Genomic DNA, 19,704 nt, shown 5'->3' with positions numbered 1-19,704 from the left:
AAATGACCTCGTTCGGCGACGACCGCCCGAGCGTGGTGGCGGCGCGCAAACTGCTCGAGCCCACGCCCGAGCCCGAACCCGAGGCCGACCCTTTCGCCGACCTGATTGAAGAAGAACTGGCGCCGCCGCTCGAATATCCGACCCAGGAAGAAATCGACGCCATCCGCGAGGCGGCGCACGCCACCGCTTTCGAGGAAGGCCGCAACGCCGGCTATGCCGAAGGCCATGCGGCCGGTCACGCCGATGGTCACGCGCAATCGTATGCCGAAGGCCAGCAGGCGGCCAGCGTGGAACTGGCGCATCTGCAGACCATTGCCGTCGGCTTCGGCACGGCGCTGCAGCAGGCCGACGAACTGATCGCCAATGAAGTCATGGAACTGGCCTTGCAGCTGGCCAAGGGCATGCTGAAAGCCGCCCTGCCGGTGCGCCCCGAACTGATGCTGCCGATGGTGCGCGAAGCCATCGAATACCTGCCCGTGCTGCAACAGCCGGCGCTGCTGATGCTCAACCCGGAAGACGCGCAGGTGGTGCGCGACGGCATCGGCGAAGAACTCGACAAGGGCGGCTGGCGCGTGATCGAAGACCCGTCCATCGAACGCGGCGGCTGCAAGATCGACACCGCCAGCAACCAGATCGATGCGCAGGCGTCGACTCGCTGGCAGCGCCTCACGCACGCGCTCGGCAAAGACCTGGACTGGCTGGCACCGTGACAGACCAGGCCGTCAACCCGCATGCGGCGCGCTGGCGCGCCTACCTGAACGATTGTAGCGCCGTGGTCGGTTTTGTCGAGCCGATGCAGGTTTCGGGTCGCGTCACCCGCGTGGCCGGCCTGGTGATGGAAGCGGTCGGCTTGCGCCTGGCCGTCGGCGCCGCCTGCACCGTACCGCTGCCCAATGGCGGCCGGGTCGAAGCCGAAGTGGTCGGTTTCGAAGGCGACCGGCTGTTCCTGATGCCGCAAAGCGATGTCGAAGGCATCGTGCCGGGCACCCGCGTGTTTTCGGTCGAGCCGGCGATCCCGCGCCCGGGCAGCGTGGCGCACCCGCGCCGCCGCCCCAGCGACCGTGCGCGCCATTTGCCGGTCGGCCCGCAATTGCTGGGCCGCGTGCTCGACGGCGCGGGCCGGCCGCTGGACCAGTTGGGCCCGCTGCACACCACCGACAGCGCTCCCATCAATGTGCGCCCCGCCAATCCGCTGGGGCGCGCGCCGATCGTCGACACGCTCGACGTGGGCGTGCGCTCGATCAACGCCATGCTGACAGTGGGCCGTGGCCAGCGCATGGGTCTGTTTGCCGGTTCCGGCGTCGGCAAGAGCGTGCTGCTGGGCATGATGGCCCGCTATACCGAGGCCGACGTGATCGTGGTCGGCCTGATCGGCGAACGCGGCCGTGAAGTAAAAGAATTCATCGAACAGATCCTCGGCCCCGAAGGCCTGGCGCGCTCGGTGGTGGTGGCCGCGCCGGCCGACACCCCGCCGCTGATGCGCCTGCAGGGCGCAGCCTACGCGACGGCGATTGCCGAGCACTTCCGCGACCAGGGACAAAACGTGCTGCTGATTATGGATTCGCTGACCCGCTATGCGATGGCGCAGCGCGAGATCGCGCTGGCGATCGGCGAGCCGCCCGCCACCAAGGGCTATCCGCCGTCCGTGTTTGCCAAGCTGCCAGTGCTGGTGGAACGGGCCGGCAATGGCGAGGAAGGCGGCGGCTCGATCACCGCGTTTTATACCGTGCTGACCGAGGGCGACGACCAGCAGGATCCGATCGCCGACTCGGCGCGCGCAATTCTCGACGGCCACATCGTGCTGAACCGCCGCCTGGCCGAAGCGGGCCACTACCCGGCGATCGACATCGAACAATCGATTTCACGCGCGGCGCACTCGATCACCACCCATGAACACCAGCAAAAAGCACGCAAGCTGAAACAATTGTATTCGCGCTACGAGCGCAGCCGCGACCTGATCAGCGTGGGCGCCTACGCCGCCGGCACCGACCCGGTGCTGGACCAGGCGATTGCCCTGCATGAGCGGATTGAAGCGTTTTTGCAACAGCAAATTACCGAGCGTGTCAGCATGGATGAGAGCTTGGGGCAACTTGCCGCTCTGTTCGACTGATTGAAGCGTGCCTGCCGGGCATATAATTAAACCATGGCATCTCCTTCCCAACTTGCAACCCTGATCGACCTGGCGCAGCGCGAGACCGATGACTGCGCCAAGCGCCTGGGCGCGGCCCTGAAGGCGCTCGACGATTGCCAGCAAAAGCTGCAGATGCTGGCAGGCTACCGCGACGACTATGCGCAACGCTTCGAAGCGAGCATGGCCAGCGGCATCACGCCGATGGCTTACCGCAACTTCCAGGCCTTCATGCTCAAGTTGGACAGCGCCATCACCGGCCAGCAGCAGGTGGTCAACCATGCGCAGGCGCGCAGCGAACATGAAAAGGCCAGTTGGCAGAATGCGGAAAGAAAGCGCATGTCGTACACCACGTTGAGCAACCGGGCGCAGGAGCAGGCCCTGAAGCTGGAAAACAAGCGCGACCAGAAGGCCATGGACGAACACGCGGCACGGCAAGCTTATTACAAACGTTAATTGACGCTTATTTACGCTGGCAGCAGCGCCACAGGGCCCACCATGCAAACTCCGATTTCCCAGATTCCCTCCCCGAATGCCACGCCGGCGCCGGCCCGGCGCGACATGCCGTCCGGCAGCGCGCCCGAAGGCGACTTCCAGCGCACCCTGAACCGCCAGCTGGAACAGCGCCAGGCCAATGGCCGCGCCCAGGCGCAGACGCCAGCGCAAGCGGCGGCGAAACCTGCGCCAGCGCCCACGCCTGCGCCAGCTGCCAACAAGGCGAACGAGCAAGCGGCAGCCGAGCAGGCCCATGCGAGCACAGCGAAGGAAGCGGCACCGGCCGACCAGGACAGCGAAAGCAGCGAATCGGAAGAGTCCGTGACGGCGGAAGCGAAGCCGCCAGCCGACCCGATCGCCGACATGCTGGCGCTGGTCGGCAGCATCAAGCTGGCGATGCAGCAGCCGGCCAATGGCGATGCCAGCGCGCGCGCTCTGGCCAGGGCCGACGGCAAGATCGATGGCAAGAGCATCAGTGCGGCGCAGTTGCTGGCCGGACAGGCGGCATCTGACACCGATAGCGTGCTCGACAACGGCAAGGCCGATGTTTTTGCCAGCAGCCTGGGCAAGGCGCAGGCCGGCGCCAATGTGCAAGCCGGCAAGCTTGACGCGGGCAAATTGGCGCTCGACGCGCAACTGGCGGCAAGCGTGAAAGCAGGCGCGGCGCTGGCCGAAGCCCTGCCAAAAGAAGCGCCGCCCGATCTGACCCGCCTGGCTGCGCAATTGCCCGCAGGCGCCCTGCAGCAGGCAGCGGCGGCGGCCGCCGTGCCGGCCGACAAACTGATGGGCCGCGTGGGCACGCCGGCCTGGGACCAGCAACTGGGGCAAAAAGTGGTGTGGATGGCCGCCGGCGGCGACCAGAGCGCCACCCTGACCCTGAACCCACCGGATCTCGGGCCGCTGCAAGTGGTGCTGACGGTCACCAATGACCAGGCCGACGCCGCCTTCATGTCGGCCCAGCCCGAAGTGCGCCAGGCGCTGGAAGCGGCCCTGCCGCGCCTGCGCGACATGATGGCCGAGGCCGGCATTGCGTTTGGCAACGCCACCGTGTCGGACGGCGCAGCGCAGCAGAACCAGGGCCAGCGCGACGGCTCCGGCAGTGGACGCGGCGGCAACCACGGCGGCACGGTGTCCGGCGGCGAGATCGCCATCACCCAGAACAGCAGCCGCAGCAGGCCAACACTGGGCGAAGTCGATACCTTTGCCTGAAGGTTTCTGCTGCAAAAAACAAGTTGAGCGCGCTTCTGCCCTCTTTTCGGCAGTTGCTTGTGCGCAGAATTTGCCGATAATGACATAATGGCGTCGTGATCCACTTCCATGCAGTCGAGTACCATTGAAAGCAAATCCAAAAATGAAAGCAGATCCGAAAGCCGATGCGGCGCTGGCACCTGCGGGAGCTTCCAAAAAGAAGCTGATCATCATCATTCTCGCCTCGGTCCTGGTGGCCGGCGGCGTGGGCGGTGGCGCGGCCTGGTACTTCTTGCACGGCAAGGGCGACCAGGAAGAATCATCGTCGTCGTCGAAGAAAAAGAAACATTCCGCAGCGAAAGCCGGCCCGCCCGTGTTCGTGCCGATCGATTCCTTCACCGTCAACCTGCAGCCCGAAAACGGCGAGCAATACCTGCAAATTGCCTTCACCCTGCAGGTGGCCAGTTCGGAAGAAATGGAAACCATCAAGGTGAACATGCCGAAGGTGCGCAGCCGTTTGTTGCTGCTGCTGTCAGGCAAGAAGGCGTCCGAGCTCAATACGGTGGAAGGCAAGCAGCAGCTGGCGGCGGAAATCATCAACCAGGTGAACCAGCCGTTCGAGGACAAAGGGCCGGAACAGGACGTAACGGACGTATTATTTACCGCATTTATCATTCAATAAGCAGCCATGGCCGATAATTTCCTTTCCCAGGAAGAAGTCGACGCCCTTCTAAAGGGCGTCAACGGAGACCAGGACGACGCGCAGGCGCCGGAAGACGTCACGGGCGTACGGACCTACAACCTGGCGACCCAGGAACGCATCGTGCGCGGCCGCATGCCGACGCTGGAGATTATCAACGAGCGTTTCGCGCGCCTGCTGCGCGTGGGCCTGTTCAACTTTTTGCGCCGCAGCGCCGAAGTGTCGGTCGGCTCGGTGCGCGTATCGAAATACAGCGAATTCATCCGTAACCTGGTGGTGCCGACCAATCTGAACCTGGTGCACATGAAGCCGCTGCGCGGCACGGCCCTGATGGTGTTCGATCCGGGCCTGGTGTTCTTGCTGGTCGACAATCTGTTCGGCGGCGACGGGCGTTTCCATACGCGCGTCGAAGGCCGCGACTTCACCCAGACCGAGCAGCGCATCATTTTGCGCATCCTCGATATCGTCTTCGAGGCCTACACGAAATCGTGGGAACCGGTGTTCCCGGTCGAGTTTGAATATATCCGCTCGGAAATGAACACCCAGTTCGCCAATATCGCCACGCCGAACGAGGTGGTGGTGGCGTCGACCTTCACGGTGGAGCTCGGTTCCGTGTCGGGCCAGATCCACTTCTGCATGCCGTATTCGATGATCGAGCCGATCCGCGATTCGCTGACCTCGAGCCTGCAGGGTGAGGCGCTGGAAGTGGACAAGCGCTGGATCCGCCTGATGACGCAGCAGATCCAGATCGCCGAAGTGGAACTGGTGGCGTCCTTGGGCACGGCGCGCGTGTCGTTCGATGAAATCCTGAACATGAAGGTGGGCGACATCATTCCACTGAATATCCCGGAGCTGATCGCCGCGACGGTGGACGGCGTGCCCGTGATGGATTGCACTTACGGCGTATTGAACGGACAATATGCATTGAAGGTCGAGAAACTGCTCGCCAATGCCGATAACATCAATAATCACTAGTAATTAGCAAGCGGGCCGCACGGCTGCCTGCATCTGTACAACAGGAGAAACACATGTCCGACAACCAAGACGACCAAAGCATGGACGACGACTGGGGCGCGGCGATCGCCGAGCAGGCCAAGGCAGAAGCCGAAGCGCTGCAAAACCAGGCCGCCAATACCGCCAGCGCGGCCAGCGCCGCCGTCTTCAAGGATTTTTCGAAACAGGCGTCGAAGTCGGAAACCCATAACGATATCGATTTCATCCTCGATATCCCGGTGCAACTGACGGTCGAACTGGGCCGTACCAAGATCGCCATCAAGAACCTGCTGCAACTGGCGCAGGGTTCGGTGGTGGAACTGGACGGCCTGGCCGGCGAACCGATGGACGTGCTGGTCAACGGCTGCCTGATCGCGCAAGGCGAAGTGGTGGTAGTGAACGACAAGTTCGGCATCCGCCTGACCGACATCATCACGCCGTCCGAACGTATCCGAAAACTCAATAAATGAAGCCTGGCCTGTTGATTTCCACCATGCTGCTGCCGCTGGCTGCGGCATGCTGCATTGCGCAAGCGGCCGATGCGCCGGCCAGCGTGCCGGCCACGCCAAACGTCGAGATCGTCGCACCGGCGGCAACTGAAAAGGCTGCCCCTGCAGCTGCCGACACCGCGCCGGCAAGCGCAGCTGCGGCAGCGACGCCCCTGCCCGCCATGCCGCCCGGCGCGCCGATGACGATGGCGCCGACGGCGTCGAGCGGCAGCCTGCTGCAAACCATTTTCGCCCTGATGTTCGTGCTGGCCCTGCTGATCGCGCTGGCCTGGGCCATGAAACGCTATGGCCCGAAAGCGCTGGGCGGCAACAGCAAGATGCGCGTGGTCAGCTCGCTCAACCTGGGCGGGCGCGAACGCATCGTGCTGATCGAAGTGGCCGACCAGTGGATCGTGGTAGGCGCCTCGCCCGGCAGGATCAACGCACTGGCCACCCTGCCGCGCCAGGAAGGCGAGCTGCCGATCTTGTCGAGCGCGCAGAACGGCCCGGCCGCCGCCAATTTTTCCGAGTGGCTGAAACAGACCATTGAAAAACGCAATGGGAAATAAGCAGGCGAAGACGTTGAACAATCCGAAGACGATATTGAAATGGCTGCTGGCCGGCGTCGCGCTGGCCTTGCCGCTGTGGGCGCTGGCCCAGCCCGGCATTCCCGCCTTCAACAGCGCGCCGGCGCCCGGTGGCGGACAAGCCTATTCGCTGCCTCTGCAGACGCTGATCCTGATGACGTCGCTGACGTTCCTGCCGGCGGCCTTGTTGATGATGACCTGCTTTACCCGCATTATCATCGTGCTGTCGCTGCTGCGCCAGGCGATCGGCACGCAGTCGGCGCCGCCGAACCAGGTGATGGTGGGCCTGGCGCTGTTCCTGACGCTGTTCGTGATGGGCCCGGTGTTCGATAAAATCTACACGGACGCCTACCTGCCCTACCAGGAAAACAAGCTGACCATGCAGCAGGCGCTCGACAAGGGCGTCGATCCCCTGAAGACCTTCATGCTCAAGCAGACACGCCAGGCCGACCTGGCCCTGTTCGCCAAGATGTCGCGCTCGCCGGCCCTGCAGGGACCGGAAGACGTGCCGCTGCGCATCCTGGTGCCGGCCTTTGTCACCAGTGAACTGAAAACGGCGTTCCAGATCGGCTTTGCGATTTTCATTCCCTTCCTGATCATCGACATGGTGGTGGCCAGCGTGCTGATGTCGATGGGCATGATGATGATGTCGCCGGCCACCATCTCGCTGCCGTTCAAGCTGATGCTGTTCGTGCTGGTCGATGGCTGGCAGTTGCTGCTCGGCTCGCTGTCACAAAGTTTCTATTAGGGGCGAGCGATGACACCCGAAAGCGTCATGACAATGGGCCGCCAGGCGATGGAAATCACCCTGATGGTGGCGGCGCCCATGCTGCTGGTCGCGCTGATCATCGGCCTGGTCGTCAGCATCTTCCAGGCCGCCACCCAGATCAACGAAGCGACCCTCTCCTTTATTCCCAAGCTGGTCGGCATTTTTGTCGCCATCGTGGTGGCCGGCCCGTGGATACTGTCCGTCATGCTGGACTACATGCGCCAGGTATTTACCGGCATTCCGAACCTGGTCGGCTGAACGTGGTGCAAGGGCAACCGCCGTGCTGACCTTGTCGAGCATTGAAATGAATACCTGGATCGCGGCCCTGTTGTGGCCGCTGAGCCGCATCCTCGGCCTGGTGGCGGCCGCGCCACTGTTCGGCAATGCAGCCGTGCCCGTCAGCACCAAGGTCGCCCTGGGCGTGTTGTTGGCCATGATTATCGCCCCCACCGTGCCGGCCCTGCCCGCCACGGACCCGATGTCGATGGCCGGCCTGCTGATACTGACGCAGGAAATGCTGGTTGGCCTGGCGATGGGATTTTCGATCCGCATCGTGTTTGCCGCCGTCGAGATGGCCGGCGAGATCGCCAGCCTGACCATGGGCCTGGGCTTTGCCTCGTTCTTCGACCCGCAAACCAAGGGCCGCTCGTCGGCCATCAGCCAGTTTTTGACCATGCTGGCCACCTTGATGTTCCTGACGGTGAATGGTCACCTGGTGCTGCTGGCGGCGCTGGCCGAAAGCTTTGTCAGCCTGCCGATTTCAGCCAGCCCCATCAATGGTGGCGGCTTCCAGCAGCTGGCCGCCTGGGGCGCTGAAATTTTCCGCTCGGGCGTGCAGATTTCGCTGCCCATCGTCGCCGCCTTGTTGCTGACCAACGTTGCGCTGGGCATCCTGACGCGCGCCGCGCCGCAGCTGAACATCTTCGGTATCGGCTTTCCCGTGACCCTGGGCGTGGGCCTCCTGGTGCTGGCGATGGTGCTGCCCTACCTGGCGGTCCCGTTCCAGAACATGTTCCTGCGCGGCATAGAAACAGCGCGCCTGCTGCCGCGCGGCTTTGCCACGCGCGAACGGCCACCACCGCCACCACCGCCCAATCCGCTGCGCCCGGCGCCACCAGTCACACCAGTACCAACGCCCTAGTGCTGGCCGCCGCTCAGCGCGAAGCGCCAGCGCCGGCTGTCGAAGCGCAGTTTCAGGCCGTGGTATTTCACCAGGTAGCGCACGCCGACGGCGGCCGCCGCAAAGCCTGACAAGGCGCCGATGCCCAGTGCCCAGCGCGGGCCGAACACATCGGCCACCCAGCCGACAATCGGCGCGCCGAGCGGCGTGCCGCCAGCCGAGATCGCCAGCACGATGGCCATCACGCGGCCACGCATGGCCGGCGCCGTCGACAGTTGCACCGCGCTGTTGACGGTGGTGGTAAAGGTTTGCGCGGCAATCCCGATGATCACCAGCATGACCCCGAACAGCCAGTAATTGGGCATCACGGCGGCCAGCGCGCAGCCGAAACCGAACAGGGCGGCGGCGCCCAGCAGCAGCGCCAGGCGCGGCTTGTCGCGCCCGGCCGCCATCAGCGCGCCGGCCACCGAACCGCAGGCCATGATGGAACTGAGCAGGCCATACTGGCTCGCGCCCGCATGGAAGGCCGTGACCGACATGGTGGACAGAAAGATCGGGAAATTCAAACCGAAGGTGCCGATCAGGAACAGCATCAGCAACACCGACACCAGGTCGGGCCGCGAACTGACATAGCGGAAACCTTCGGCCAGGCCGGCGCGGCTGGCCTTGATGCGCGGCGCGCGGCGTAGCAGCGCCGTGCGCAGCAGCAACAGCGAACCGATCACGCCGGCAAACGAGAACGCGTTGATAATGAAGACCCAGCCGGTGCCGACGCTGCTGATCAACAGACCGGCCACGGCCGGGCCCAGCATGCGCGCGGCGTTGAACGAGGTGGAGTTCAAGGCCACGGCGTTCGTCAGGTCTTCTTCGCTGACGATTTCCGAGACAAAGGTCTGGCGCACGGGCGCGTCAAACGCCGTCACGCAGCCCAGCAGGAAGGCAAACACATACACATGCCACAGCTCTACGCGGCCGCTGATGCACAACAATCCCAGGCCCAGCGCCAATAAACCCAGCGCCGCTTGCGTGAACAGCAGCAATTTGCGCCGATCCAGCAGGTCGGCCGCCATGCCGGTCAGCGGCAGCAACAGCAATTGCGGGCCGAACTGCAACGCCATGACGATGCCGACGGCGCTGGCGTTATGCCGGGTCAACTCGCTGAGCACCAGCCAGTCTTGCGCGGTGCGTTGCATCCAGGTGCCGACATTCGAGACCAGGGCACCAGCGGCCCAGATACGGTAATTGGGATTCTTGAGCGAGCGGAAAGTATTGAGCATCTGTGTGGGGAGCCTCCTGGCCTGGGTCAGTATTCAAGATTGTGTTTTCAGTCCGCCAAACGCTTTAACAGCGCCATGGCCTGCTGCAGTTGTGCAGCTTCGTCCTGCGACAGCCGGCTTTCGATGGTGCGCGCCAGCCAGTCTTCACGCGCCGCGCGACTCGCTTTCACGAGCGTGCGGCAATGCTCGGTCAGGCTCAGGATGGTCTGGCGCTTGTCGAGCGGGTCGGGCGCGCCTGTTACCAGTTGCGCTTCCGTCAAGGCCAGCACGGTGGCGGCCATCGATTGCGGGCGCATGCCTTCGGCGCGCGCCAGGCTGCTGGCGGTGGCCGGGCCATCGCGCTCGAGCCGGCTCAGCACCGACGCCTGCGACGGTGTGACGTCGGCGATATGCGCTTCTTCGCGCAGGCGGCGGCGCAGCTTGCACACCTGGATGCGCAATTCGCCGGCCAGCAGCAGGACGTGTTCGTGGTGTTCGGTGGCGGACATGAGGGCAGTGAAATATTGATTGGCCTCAAGTATAACAGATAGACAGTTTAGCTGCACAGTTTGCCTGCATATCTACCCTGGACGTAAAAAAACCGGGACGCGTCATCACGCTGTCCCGGCTTGCTGGCGGCGAACCCGCGTCAGTTGATGTAATTAAACAGCGACAAGCCCGACACCTGCGTAAAAGTTTTCTGCGCCGCCTGCAAGGTAATTTGCTGCTGGGTGAACAGCGACACGGTCTTGACCATGTCCAGGTCCTGCAGGTCGGACAAGGTGGCAGAGTATTGCAAGTCCAGGTCATCGCCGGAACTGGCCAGGTAATCGAGTTCCTTCATGCGCGCGCCCACTTCAGCGGTGACCGACAGGACATTGTCGTAGGCGGTGCTGAGGTTGCTGCTGGCCGCGCTGAGGTTATTGGCCAGGCGGGCCTGGCCGGCGTCGCCATTGCCCGAGGTGCGCAAGGCGCCGATCAGGTTGGTCACGGTGGAAAACAGCGACTCCTTGGCGCTGGGCGCCACGCCGAAGCTGTCCTGGTCGCCGGGCTTGCCGCTGATCACCACCTGCTGGCCGTCGAAATTGATCGCGTCGCCCGCCTTGTAGGCCACCGGCACGGCCGGATTGGGCACCGTCTGGCCCAGGGTCAGGTCATTGATGGTGTAGCTGGTGACGGCCGCGTCGCCGGTGCCGCTCACGCTGAACTTGATTTCGTACTTGTTGCCGGTCAGCTTGCTGGCGTCGGTGACGGTGCTGCTGGTGACGATGCCGGCGCCGCCGCGGGTAAAATTGCCGCTGTCGGGGGTGACGGTAAATTTGCCGTTGCCGGTCATGTTGTTTTCAAACACCGCGGCGCCCGAATCGCTGGTGGCCAGGAAACGCGACGAGCCCACCTGCAGCTCGCGCTGGCCCTGGTCGCCGGCATAGGCGGCGCCGGTCGGCGTCTGGCTGAACGGCTGGGTGCTCGATTTATAGCCGCCGAACAGATAGCCGCCGGAGCCGTCGGAGGTGTTGGCGATGCCCAGCAAGTCGGTCATGCGCCCTTCCAGCTCCTTGGCGATGGTGGCGCGCTCTTCGTCGCGCAAGCCAGGATTGCCGGCCTTGACCACCAGTTCCTGCACGTCGGCAATCAGGTTGGTGGTGCTTTTCAGCGCCAGTTCTTCCTGCGACAGGAAATTGGTGGCGTTCGAGCGGTTGGTAACGAACTGGGTATTGAGCGACTGCGACTGCGTCACTTCCAGCGCGCGCGCCGAAGCGATCGGATCGTCGGCCGGCGTCAGGTTGCGGCGGTTGGTCGACAGCTGCATTTGCGTGCGGTTCAAGGCACTCTGCAAAGTGTTCAGCTGGGTGCTGCCCTGCTCGTAAATCATTCGTGTGCTGATGCGCATGATGCTGCCCTTCCTGATGGCGGCGGCGATGCCGCTGCAAAATAATGATTAGCGTCCGAGGCCGATGACCACGTCGAACAGGGTACTGGCAATCTGCATGACCTTGCCGCACGCCTGGTAGGCCTGCTGGTAGCGCAGCAGGTTGGCCGCCTCTTCATCGAGGTTGACGCCCGACACGGCCTGCTGCTGGCTGGTGGTCTGTTCCAGCAGGGCCTGGCTGGCCAGCCCGCTGACCTGCACTTCGCGCGTCTTGTTGCCGACAAAGCTGACGGTTTCCGCATACGAGCCCTGGAAGGTGGCCTTGCCGCCGTCGAGGATATTGGTGGTCTGCAAGGCCGCCAGCGCCGCCGCATTGCGGTTGTCGCCCACCCCGCCCGTATTCGGCGCGATGGTGTACTTGTCGCCATTGGCCGGCACGCCCGTCATGGCCACATTGATGCCGCCAAAGCTGAACTTGTCACCTTCCTTGTAGGGAATGCTGGCAGTGCCGGCTGGATAGGTCGTGCTGTTGCCATCGAGTCCCTTGACGATGACGGTCTTGTCAGCCGGAAAGCCGCTGAGGGCATTGCTGGCCTTGTCATACGTCAGGGTCACCGGAGAGCTCAAGGCATTGCCCGCTTCCAGGTAGGTCTTGTCGATGGTGCCGGCCGACAATTTGCCGCTGCCGGTATTGCTGACCGGCGCACCGGTGGTGATCGGCGAAGCCGCCGCCAGCTTGTTGCGGTCGGCAATCAGGACACCGAGGCCGGCGGCCACGTTGGCGGTTGGCTTGACGACATAATTATCGCCTTCGGCGGCCGTGCCCGAGATCGAAAAATCAACGCCGTCGATGGTTTGCGGCGTGGTTTGCGGATACGGATTGATGACGGTGCGCGCGCCATCGGTCTGGCGCGTCACGACATAGTTGTTGCCGTCGTATTTCAGGCTGTAATCGCTGGCCGTCAGTGCGCTGGGGTCGCTGATCTTGGCCGACAGTACGGTGGTGCTCGACGCGCTGTTCAGGCGGCTCGCGCCGATCTGCGGGTCGGGGATCTTGAAAAAATCGCCGCCCATGTCGCCGTTCAGGTCCTGGCCCAGCTTGTGCTGCTCGTTGAAGGTGGTGGCCATGGCGGCGGCAACCTTGCCCAGCGAATTTTGCACGCGGTCCAGGGTGCCGCTGCGGAACTCCAGCAGGCCGCCCAGCGAGCCGCCGGTCAGCGCGTTTTCCGGCAGGATGGTGACGTTCTTGCCCGTCACATAGCCCACTTCCACCCGGTTCGGGTCGGTCAGCGATGGCGTGGCGGCCAGCTCGAAACTGCGGTTGGCCACCACCAGCGGCTGGCCCGAGCCGATCGACAGCGTAATGGTGTTGTTCGAGCCCGGCTGCGCGGTGGTCTTGACGTATTTGTTGAGCTCATTGACCAGCTGGTCGCGCTGGTCGAGCAGGTCGTTCGGCTGGGTCTGCGGATCGACCGTCAGTTGCGAAATCGATGTGTTCAGTTCGGCAATCTGCTTGGCGTAGGTATTGATCACCGCCACGTTCGAGGTGATTTGCGAATCGACGCCCGAGCCGATCTCGGACAGGCGTCCGCTCAGGCTCTGGAAGCGCGCCGTCAGCGAACCGGCACTCGACAGCAGGGCCTGGCGCGACGACACCGACGACGGGTTCGAGCTGAAGTCCTGCACGCCCTTGAAAAAATCCTGCAGCGACGGCGACAGGCCGGCCGTGGAATCGGCCAGCAGGTTGTCGATCTGGCTGATCTGCGTGTAGTAGGCGTTGAGCGAACTGGTGGTGCTTTGCGCGGCATTGACCTGGGTCGACATGAAACTGTCGTACTGGCGCTTGATCTGCGACACTTCCGTGCCCGTGCCCACATAGCCGTAACCGGCAAAGTTGGCGTTCGCCGTCTGCTGCTCGACGGTCTGGCGGTTGTAGCCGGCCACGTTCACGTTGGTGATGTTATGGCCGGTCGTTGACAGGCCCACTTGCGCTGCGAGCAAGCCACTTTTACCGATACTGAGTAGATTCGAGGTCATGGTGTCTTTTTAGGTTCCTGTCCTGTTTGTTTACGGCAGCGGTGGCGAAAACTTGAAGCCGGCGATCACTGCCGGCCGCACCACACTCTAGCCGACCAGCGAACCCTTGATGATTTTTGTCAGTTTGGCAGCGTAATTCGGGTCGGTGGCGTAACCGGCTTTTTGCAGGCCTTGCGCAAAAGTGCTGGCGTCGCCAGCGGCGGCCAGGACTTTTTCATAGCGTTTATTACCAGTAATTAACTGTGCATAATCCTTGAAGCTGTCCGCATAGCTGTCGTAGGCACGGAATTTCTCCACCTTGCGCTGTGCCTTGCCATTGACGTATTCGGTGGTGACCGCTTCCGTGACCTTGCCTTTCCAGTCGCCGGTGGCCTTGATGCCGAACAGGTTGTGGCTGCTGCTGCCGTCGCGGCCGATAATTTCACGCTTGCCCCAGCCCGTTTCCAGCGCCGCCTGGCCCAGCATGAACTTGGCCGGGATGCCGGTTGTACGGCTGGCTTCTTCGGCATGGACGCCCAGCTTTTCCTGGAAGGCACGCACGTGCGGCGCCTGGCTCGCGTTGGCCTTGTCGCTCAGGGTCTTGCCGGTCCCGATCCCGGTCCCGCCGGCGGCTGCCGGCGCACCGTCCATGACGGCACCCTGCTGCTGGCGGAAGGCTGCCAGCGCGGCGGCCATGCTCGACGAGCGCGGCGAGGCGGCGGCCTCGCTGTCCGGCAGCGCCTGGTTGGCCGACAGTTGCCGCAGCAACACATCGGCCAGGCCGGTGCCGCGCTTGGCCAGGTTCTGGCTGGTCTGCTGGTCCAGCATCGAGGTGTACATCTTGCTTTGCTGGCTATCCATCACGCCGTCCTGCGGCGTGGCGTCGCGCATGCTTTTCATCATCATGTTGATGAACATGGCTTCGAACTGCGTGGCCGCCTCTTTCAGCGCGGCAGGGTCCTTCGCCTTGGCGGACTGGCGCAAGCCGTCCATGCCCTTGACGTCATAGGCGGCTGTATTGCTGAGGTCGGTTTGGCTGATCATGGCAGGCCCAATCAAATGATTTCAAGTTCGGCGCGCAGCGAGCCTGCCGCCTTCATCGCTTGCAAGATGGCCAGCAAGTCCTGCGGCGAGGCGCCGATGGCGTTGAGGGCTTTCACGACATCGGACAGCGCAGCGCCGCCCTTGACCAGCATCACCTTGCCCGGTTCCTTCTTGATATCGATCTGCGCCGTCTGCGTGACCACCGTCGTGCCGCCCGACAATGGCGGCGGCTGGCTCACCTGCGGCTCGGTATTGATGGTAACCGACAGGTTGCCGTGCGAAATGGCGCAAGTTTCCAGCGTGACGGACTGGTTCATCACCACCGAACCGGTGCGTGCATTCATGATGACCTTTGCGGCCAGGCGGGCCGGATTGACTTCGATGCTTTCCAGCTGGCCAAGAAAAGCCACACGCTGGTCGCTGCCAGGGGGCGTGCGCACCTGGATCACGCGCCCGTCGAGGGCGGCGGCGGTGCCCGGACCGTAGCGGCTGTTGACGGCCTCGACCACCCGGCTGGCGGTGGCGAAATCGGTGGCGTTCAGTTCCAGGCGGATGATGTCGTTGGCGCCTACCGCGCTGGCGACGCTGCGCTCGACCGTGGCGCCGCCCGAAATACGGCCCACGCTCAGATGATTGATGACGACGGAACTGCCGGCCGCCTGCGCGCCCACGCCGCCAACCAATACATTGCCCTGCGCCATGCCATACACCTGGCCATCGGCGCCCTTCAATGGCGTCATCAGCAAGGTGCCGCCGCGCAAGCTCTTGGCGTTACCCATCGAAGAAACGGTGACATCGAGCAACTGGCCTGGCTGGGCAAACGCCGGCAAGGCGGTGGTCACCATCACGGCGGCGACGTTTTTCAGTTGCAAGCTGGAGCCTTGCGGCAGGTTGATGCCCTGCTGCTGCAGCATCGCCGCCACGCTCTGGATGGTAAATGGGGTCTGGGTGGTCTGGTCGCCGCTGCCATCGAGGCCCACCACCAGGCCATAGCCCATCAGCTGATTCTGGCGCACGCCGGCAATGCTGGCCAGGTCTTTCAGGCGCTCGGCCTGGGCCAGCGGCGCGATCATCGATGCCGCCAGCGCACAGGCGAGCAGGACGCGGGGAAAAGTCAGCATGGCCATGATCAGAACGGCAGCAAGCTGAGGAAGAAGCGCGAAGCCATCGAGGCCATTTCGGCGCGGTCGATCTGGCTGTTGGTGCGGTATTCGACGCGCGCGTCGGCCACCTGCGTCGACGGCACCACGTTGCCGATGCCGATGGTATCGGGATTGACCATGCCCGAGAAACGGATGAATTCGATGCCCTTGTTCATGGCAATCTGCTTCTCGCCGGCCACGATCAAATTGCCGTTCGGCAGTTCCTCGATCACCGTCACGCCGATCGTGCCGGAAAAGGTGTTGCTGGCCGACTGGTTGTCGCCAGCCGAGTTGCTGAGCTTGCCTTCCACCGCCACCGTGCCGCCAAAGCGGCCCTGCAGCAGGCCCGGCGTGCCGAAACTGGCGCTGTTCGATTTGTTGCCCGAACTGGCGCCCGACTTGACGGCATTGGTGCGTTCGGTAATGGCGATCGTCATGGTGTCGCCCACATGGCGCGCGCGGCGGTCTTCGAAGGCCGGGCGGTAGGTCGACGGCTGGTAGATGGAACCGTTGTTGGCCACCACCGGTTCGGGCATCGGCGCGCGCGTGGTGGTCGGGTAAGGCACGATCGAGGTGGGGGTAACCGCGCAGCCGGACAGTATGGCTGCAGCAACGATGGCAAGGATGGGGTAACGCATGATGAGCCTCCGCTGCCATCCAGAGGCGGATGGCATGACAAAATTTAAAGCTGTGAAAGTTTCTGCAACATCTGGTCGGATGTGGTGATGGCCTTGCTGTTGATCTCGTAGGCGCGCTGCGTCTGGATCATGTTGACCATTTCCTCGGCCACGTTGACGTTCGAGGTTTCGATATAGCCCTGCATCAACAGGCCGGCGCCATTGGTGCCCGGCGTATTGGTCTGCGCCACGCCGGAAGCACCGGTTTCCATGTACAGGTTTTCGCCTTTCGATTCCAGGCCGGCCGGATTGACGAAGGTGGTCAGCTGCAAGGAGCCGATCTGCGACGGCGCCACCGTATCGGGCAAGGTCACGGAAACGGTGCCGTCACGCGCCACGGTCAGGCTCAGGGCATTGGTCGGCACGGTGATCGCCGGCTGGATCACGAAACCTTCGGACGTCACCAGCTGGCCGTTGGCATCGGTCTGGAACGAACCGTCGCGGGTGTAGGCGGTGGCGCCGTCGGGCAGCAGCACCTGGAAAAAGCCGGTGCCGTTGATCATCACGTCGCGCGAATTGCCGGAAGCCTGGGGATTGCCCTGCGTGTGGATGCGCTCGGTGGCGACGGTGCGCACGCCGGTGCCGATCTGCAGGCCCGATGGCAGCTGGGTCTGCTGCGACGATTGCGCGCCAGGCTGGCGCACGTTCTGGTACAGCAAATCTTCAAAGACGGCGCGCGACTTCTTGAAGCCGGTGGTGCTGACGTTGGCCAGGTTATTGGCAATCACGTCCATCTGCGTTTGCTGCGCTTCCAGGCCGGTCTTGGCAATCCAAAGGGAACGAATCATGATTTTTCTCCAATAACAGCGCGCGCAGGCCCTGTGACAATTTCTATGTGGCCATTATGCGGCTCACTCTATCAATTCAAAGCGAGGATCTGGGTAGCTTTCGCCGCGTTATTCTCGGCATTCTTGAGCAGGCTCATTTGGGTTTCGAACTGGCGCGCCAGCGCGATCATGGTCACCATCGAGTCGACCGGGCTGACATTGCTGCCCTCCAGCGCGCCGGTGGTCAGTTTGACGGCCTGGTCGGCCGGCGGCACGCTGCCGTCTTTCAGGCGGAACAGGCCATCGTCGCCGCGCACCAGTTGCTGCTCCGGCGGGTTGACCAGCTTGATGCGGCCCAGCACCGTCGACGGCCCTGGCGGCACGTCGGTGGAAATGGTGCCGATGGTGCCGTCGCCGGCAATCGCCACGGTCACGCCGGGCGGCACCGCCAGCGGCCCCGTATCGCCCTGCACCATCAGGCCCGACTGGGTTTGCAGCATGCCGTTCTCATTGAGCTTGAGGGCACCGTTGCGGGTATAGGCTTCAGAGCCGTCGGCCGACTGCACCGCGATCCAGCCGTTGTTTTCCACCGCCACGTCGAGCGCGCGGCCGGTATGGATCATCGGCCCCTGCTCGAAATTGGAGCCGACCGTCGAATCGACGACAAAGGTACGCGTCGGCATCATGCCGTCGGCCACCACCGGCACCGCGCGAAACGAGTCGAGCTGGGCCCGGAAGCCCGTGCTGGTCGCGTTCGCCAGGTTGTTGGCCGTGGTCGCCTGCTTGTCCATGATGTGCTTGGCGCCCGAGCTGGCGGTGTAGATAAGACGGTCCATGTAGTTCTCCAGGGGGTCGGACCCTTCGGGTCGGACCCCGGCATTTAACGGGTTATTAACGCAGGTTGACCAAAGTTTGCAGGATCGAATCCTGCGTCTTGATGGTCTGCGCATTGGCCTGGTAGGAGCGCTGGGCGGTGATCATGTTGACCAGCTCGGCCGTCAGGTCGACGTTCGACACTTCCACCGCCGACGAGCGCAGGTTGCCGGCCGTGCCGGTGCCTGGTACGCCGATGATGGGGCCACCCGAGGTCGAGGTTTCGCCCCAGGCATTGTTACCGAGGGGCTGCAAGCCGTTCGGATTGGTGAACGAGGTCAGGATGACCTGGCCCAGGTCGCGCGTCCTGCCGTTGCTGTACTGCCCCTGGATGACGCCGTCCGCACCGACCACGAAGCGGCTCAACTGGCCGGCAGCATAGCCATCGGCGACGGTTTTCTTTTCGCTTGTCGCGATGCCCAGCTGCGTCGAATTGCTGAAATCGACCTTGATCGCCAGGGTGCCGGTGGCGCCGGTGGCAGGAATGATCGGCAGGGTGACGTTGATCGGCAAGGTCTGCGGCGGATTGAGCGCCAGCATGGCGGCCTTGTCCAGGCTGCCGACGCTGTTGAAAATCAGCGAGCCGGTCTTGACCGCAGGCACCACGGTGGCAGCGGCAATCGCCGCGTCGATCTGATCCGGCGTACGGCTCGAATTGACGCCGTTGGCCACCGCGCTGCCATAGGTGGCGGCAATCGCGTCCAGCTGGGCGGTGCTGGCGCCGGCGCCGCCTGCAGCGGTGGTCACGGCGGCGCCGGCCGCGTTGGCATAGGCGACGGCGGCGTTGGCGACGTTGGCGCTGACCTGCGGCACGGCGGTCACGGCAGCCTGGTAGGCGGCGCGTGCGGCCAGAGCAGTAGGGTCGGTCTGCAGTGCGGAGGCGGTCTTGGCGCTGGTCACTTCCAGGTCATCGGAGGCCGTATAGACGTCCCAGGCATTGGTGCCGGTCTTGACGTAGAACATCGACATGGTGTGGGCATTGCCCAGCGTATCGTAGACGGCAACCGGAATCTGCTTGTTGTACGAGGTCGGTTCGGTCATGCTGAACGGCACCGTGGTCGGCATTTCCGAATTCGAATTGAGGTTGATCTGGGTGTCGACCTTGGTGGTGGCCTGCGGGCTCATGTCGCCCGGATCGATCTGCAAAGGAATCGGGGCGCCGGCCAGCACCTTGCCGTTGGCGTCGACCGGATAGCCGGTCAGCTGGGCATTTTGCGCGTTGACGATAAAGCCGTTCTTGTCGACCTGGAACTGGCCATTGCGCGAATACTGGATGGTGCCGCCGGCGTTGGTGCGGAAAAAACCGCCGCCATTGATGGCGAGATCGAGTGGATTGGCCGACGTTTCCAGGTTACCCTGGGTAAATGACTGCGCCACTTGTGAGACCGCCACGCCGATGCCGGCCTGGCTGCCGGCCACGCCATACAGCGAGCTGGCGTAAATATCGGCAAACTGCGCCTGCGATTGCTTGAAACCCACGGTGCCCGAGTTGGCGATATTGTTGCCGATGACGTCCAGCGATTTGGCGGCGCCGTTCAAGCCGCTCAGGCCTTGTTGGAAAGACATATTTGCTCCTGGTAAGGAATTTTTT

The 19,704-nt window shown here is 63.5% G+C and carries 21 protein-coding genes; 11 read left to right on the top strand and 10 right to left on the bottom strand.

Going from position 1 to position 19,704, the window contains the following annotated elements; all coding sequences use genetic code 11:
• Positions 1-2 precede the first annotated feature (2 nt).
• The 11 genes from AC0Z42_RS12505 to fliR all read left to right on the top strand — a co-directional run bounded on the left by AC0Z42_RS12505 (position 3) and on the right by fliR (position 8,489).
• The gene (locus AC0Z42_RS12505) at positions 3-710 is read left to right on the top strand and encodes a flagellar assembly protein FliH (RefSeq protein ID WP_485468744.1); all 708 of its coding nucleotides are present in this window, start codon (positions 3-5) and stop codon (positions 708-710) included.
• An 83-nt stretch (positions 711-793) separates the two neighbouring features.
• Positions 794-2,110 (top strand): flagellar protein export ATPase FliI, encoded by a 1,317-nt coding sequence (fliI, locus tag AC0Z42_RS12500; RefSeq protein ID WP_485468743.1) that lies wholly within the window; start codon positions 794-796, stop codon positions 2,108-2,110.
• 33 nt (positions 2,111-2,143) lie between these two features.
• A complete protein-coding gene (fliJ, locus tag AC0Z42_RS12495; protein ID WP_485468541.1) occupies positions 2,144-2,584 on the top strand; it encodes a flagellar export protein FliJ in 441 nt (146 codons plus the stop codon).
• A gap of 42 nt (positions 2,585-2,626) precedes the next feature.
• Positions 2,627-3,832 carry a flagellar hook-length control protein FliK gene (locus AC0Z42_RS12490; protein WP_485468540.1) on the top strand — a complete coding sequence of 402 codons (1,206 nt, stop codon included), beginning with the start codon at positions 2,627-2,629 and terminating at the stop codon, positions 3,830-3,832.
• A gap of 142 nt (positions 3,833-3,974) precedes the next feature.
• On the top strand, positions 3,975-4,493 hold the full coding sequence (gene fliL, locus AC0Z42_RS12485) for a flagellar basal body-associated protein FliL (RefSeq protein ID WP_485468539.1): 519 nt from the start codon (positions 3,975-3,977) through the stop codon (positions 4,491-4,493).
• 6 nt (positions 4,494-4,499) lie between these two features.
• Entirely contained in the window at positions 4,500-5,486 is a 987-nt protein-coding gene (gene fliM / locus AC0Z42_RS12480; RefSeq protein ID WP_065306849.1) for a flagellar motor switch protein FliM, read from the top strand.
• Positions 5,487-5,539: 53 nt separating this feature from the next.
• Positions 5,540-5,974, top strand: a complete 435-nt coding sequence (gene fliN / locus AC0Z42_RS12475) for a flagellar motor switch protein FliN (RefSeq protein ID WP_485468538.1) — start codon at positions 5,540-5,542, stop codon at positions 5,972-5,974.
• Positions 5,971-6,561 carry a flagellar biosynthetic protein FliO gene (gene fliO, locus AC0Z42_RS12470; RefSeq protein WP_485468537.1) on the top strand — a complete coding sequence of 197 codons (591 nt, stop codon included), beginning with the start codon at positions 5,971-5,973 and terminating at the stop codon, positions 6,559-6,561. Before fliN ends, fliO begins: the two co-directional genes overlap by 4 nt.
• Positions 6,551-7,327 (top strand): flagellar type III secretion system pore protein FliP, encoded by a 777-nt coding sequence (fliP, locus tag AC0Z42_RS12465; protein WP_485468536.1) that lies wholly within the window; start codon positions 6,551-6,553, stop codon positions 7,325-7,327. Before fliO ends, fliP begins: the two co-directional genes overlap by 11 nt.
• Positions 7,328-7,336: 9 nt before the next feature.
• Positions 7,337-7,606: a flagellar biosynthesis protein FliQ gene (fliQ, locus tag AC0Z42_RS12460; protein WP_485468535.1), complete on the top strand. Its 270-nt coding sequence runs from the start codon at positions 7,337-7,339 to the stop codon at positions 7,604-7,606.
• Between the two features lie 22 nt (positions 7,607-7,628).
• Complete coding sequence (fliR, locus tag AC0Z42_RS12455) at positions 7,629-8,489, top strand: flagellar biosynthetic protein FliR (protein ID WP_485468534.1); 861 nt, start codon at positions 7,629-7,631, stop codon at positions 8,487-8,489.
• Here the strand turns inward: fliR and AC0Z42_RS12450 are convergent.
• The 10 genes from AC0Z42_RS12450 to AC0Z42_RS12405 form a co-directional block, all read right to left on the bottom strand.
• Complete coding sequence (locus tag AC0Z42_RS12450; RefSeq protein WP_485468533.1) at positions 8,486-9,745, bottom strand: MFS transporter; 1,260 nt, start codon at positions 9,743-9,745, stop codon at positions 8,486-8,488. The two genes, fliR and AC0Z42_RS12450, sit on opposite strands and share 4 nt — an antisense overlap.
• Positions 9,746-9,792: 47 nt before the next feature.
• Entirely contained in the window at positions 9,793-10,233 is a 441-nt protein-coding gene (locus AC0Z42_RS12445; protein WP_485468532.1) for a MarR family winged helix-turn-helix transcriptional regulator, read from the bottom strand.
• 140 nt (positions 10,234-10,373) lie between these two features.
• Positions 10,374-11,615 (bottom strand): flagellar hook-associated protein FlgL, encoded by a 1,242-nt coding sequence (gene flgL / locus AC0Z42_RS12440; RefSeq protein WP_485468531.1) that lies wholly within the window; start codon positions 11,613-11,615, stop codon positions 10,374-10,376.
• A gap of 48 nt (positions 11,616-11,663) precedes the next feature.
• On the bottom strand, positions 11,664-13,631 hold the full coding sequence (gene flgK / locus AC0Z42_RS12435) for a flagellar hook-associated protein FlgK (RefSeq protein ID WP_485468530.1): 1,968 nt from the start codon (positions 13,629-13,631) through the stop codon (positions 11,664-11,666).
• 87 nt (positions 13,632-13,718) lie between these two features.
• Complete coding sequence (gene flgJ / locus AC0Z42_RS12430) at positions 13,719-14,654, bottom strand: flagellar assembly peptidoglycan hydrolase FlgJ (RefSeq protein ID WP_485468529.1); 936 nt, start codon at positions 14,652-14,654, stop codon at positions 13,719-13,721.
• 11 nt (positions 14,655-14,665) lie between these two features.
• On the bottom strand, positions 14,666-15,775 hold the full coding sequence (locus tag AC0Z42_RS12425; protein WP_485468528.1) for a flagellar basal body P-ring protein FlgI: 1,110 nt from the start codon (positions 15,773-15,775) through the stop codon (positions 14,666-14,668).
• Between the two features lie 8 nt (positions 15,776-15,783).
• The gene (locus AC0Z42_RS12420; RefSeq protein WP_485468527.1) at positions 15,784-16,434 is read right to left on the bottom strand and encodes a flagellar basal body L-ring protein FlgH; all 651 of its coding nucleotides are present in this window, start codon (positions 16,432-16,434) and stop codon (positions 15,784-15,786) included.
• 44 nt (positions 16,435-16,478) lie between these two features.
• On the bottom strand, positions 16,479-17,261 hold the full coding sequence (flgG, locus tag AC0Z42_RS12415; protein WP_485468526.1) for a flagellar basal-body rod protein FlgG: 783 nt from the start codon (positions 17,259-17,261) through the stop codon (positions 16,479-16,481).
• Positions 17,262-17,332: 71 nt separating this feature from the next.
• Positions 17,333-18,076, bottom strand: a complete 744-nt coding sequence (locus tag AC0Z42_RS12410) for a flagellar basal body rod protein FlgF (RefSeq protein WP_485468525.1) — start codon at positions 18,074-18,076, stop codon at positions 17,333-17,335.
• Between the two features lie 55 nt (positions 18,077-18,131).
• Positions 18,132-19,679, bottom strand: coding sequence for a flagellar hook protein FlgE (locus AC0Z42_RS12405; protein WP_485468524.1), 1,548 nt, complete (start codon positions 19,677-19,679; stop codon positions 18,132-18,134).
• Between the last annotated feature and the right edge of the window lie 25 nt (positions 19,680-19,704).

The organism is Janthinobacterium sp. 1L-D-8-B-C4 (genome assembly GCF_057291295.1).
Note: the sequence above shows the minus strand (reverse complement) of the source record. Positions and strands in the feature narration are given on the sequence as shown.

Bases quoted from the DNA above. Each gene is read 5' to 3' on its own strand.
- fliJ (WP_485468541.1), top strand. From the start codon at position 2,144: ATGGCATCTCCTTCCCAACTTGCAACCCTGATCGACCTGGCGCAGCGC.
- fliN (WP_485468538.1), top strand. From the start codon at position 5,540: ATGTCCGACAACCAAGACGACCAAAGCATGGACGACGACTGGGGCGCG.
- AC0Z42_RS12450 (WP_485468533.1), bottom strand. From the start codon at position 9,745: ATGCTCAATACTTTCCGCTCGCTCAAGAATCCCAATTACCGTATCTGG.
- fliP (WP_485468536.1), top strand. From the start codon at position 6,551: ATGGGAAATAAGCAGGCGAAGACGTTGAACAATCCGAAGACGATATTG.
- AC0Z42_RS12420 (WP_485468527.1), bottom strand. From the start codon at position 16,434: ATGCGTTACCCCATCCTTGCCATCGTTGCTGCAGCCATACTGTCCGGC.
- fliI (WP_485468743.1), top strand. From the start codon at position 794: ATGCAGGTTTCGGGTCGCGTCACCCGCGTGGCCGGCCTGGTGATGGAA.
- flgJ (WP_485468529.1), bottom strand. From the start codon at position 14,654: ATGATCAGCCAAACCGACCTCAGCAATACAGCCGCCTATGACGTCAAG.
- AC0Z42_RS12490 (WP_485468540.1), top strand. From the start codon at position 2,627: ATGCAAACTCCGATTTCCCAGATTCCCTCCCCGAATGCCACGCCGGCG.
- fliQ (WP_485468535.1), top strand. From the start codon at position 7,337: ATGACACCCGAAAGCGTCATGACAATGGGCCGCCAGGCGATGGAAATC.
- flgL (WP_485468531.1), bottom strand. From the start codon at position 11,615: ATGCGCATCAGCACACGAATGATTTACGAGCAGGGCAGCACCCAGCTG.
- fliM (WP_065306849.1), top strand. From the start codon at position 4,500: ATGGCCGATAATTTCCTTTCCCAGGAAGAAGTCGACGCCCTTCTAAAG.
- fliO (WP_485468537.1), top strand. From the start codon at position 5,971: ATGAAGCCTGGCCTGTTGATTTCCACCATGCTGCTGCCGCTGGCTGCG.
- flgG (WP_485468526.1), bottom strand. From the start codon at position 17,261: ATGATTCGTTCCCTTTGGATTGCCAAGACCGGCCTGGAAGCGCAGCAA.
- flgK (WP_485468530.1), bottom strand. From the start codon at position 13,631: ATGACCTCGAATCTACTCAGTATCGGTAAAAGTGGCTTGCTCGCAGCG.
- AC0Z42_RS12410 (WP_485468525.1), bottom strand. From the start codon at position 18,076: ATGGACCGTCTTATCTACACCGCCAGCTCGGGCGCCAAGCACATCATG.
- AC0Z42_RS12505 (WP_485468744.1), top strand. From the start codon at position 3: ATGACCTCGTTCGGCGACGACCGCCCGAGCGTGGTGGCGGCGCGCAAA.
- AC0Z42_RS12405 (WP_485468524.1), bottom strand. From the start codon at position 19,679: ATGTCTTTCCAACAAGGCCTGAGCGGCTTGAACGGCGCCGCCAAATCG.
- fliL (WP_485468539.1), top strand. From the start codon at position 3,975: ATGAAAGCAGATCCGAAAGCCGATGCGGCGCTGGCACCTGCGGGAGCT.
- AC0Z42_RS12425 (WP_485468528.1), bottom strand. From the start codon at position 15,775: ATGCTGACTTTTCCCCGCGTCCTGCTCGCCTGTGCGCTGGCGGCATCG.
- AC0Z42_RS12445 (WP_485468532.1), bottom strand. From the start codon at position 10,233: ATGTCCGCCACCGAACACCACGAACACGTCCTGCTGCTGGCCGGCGAA.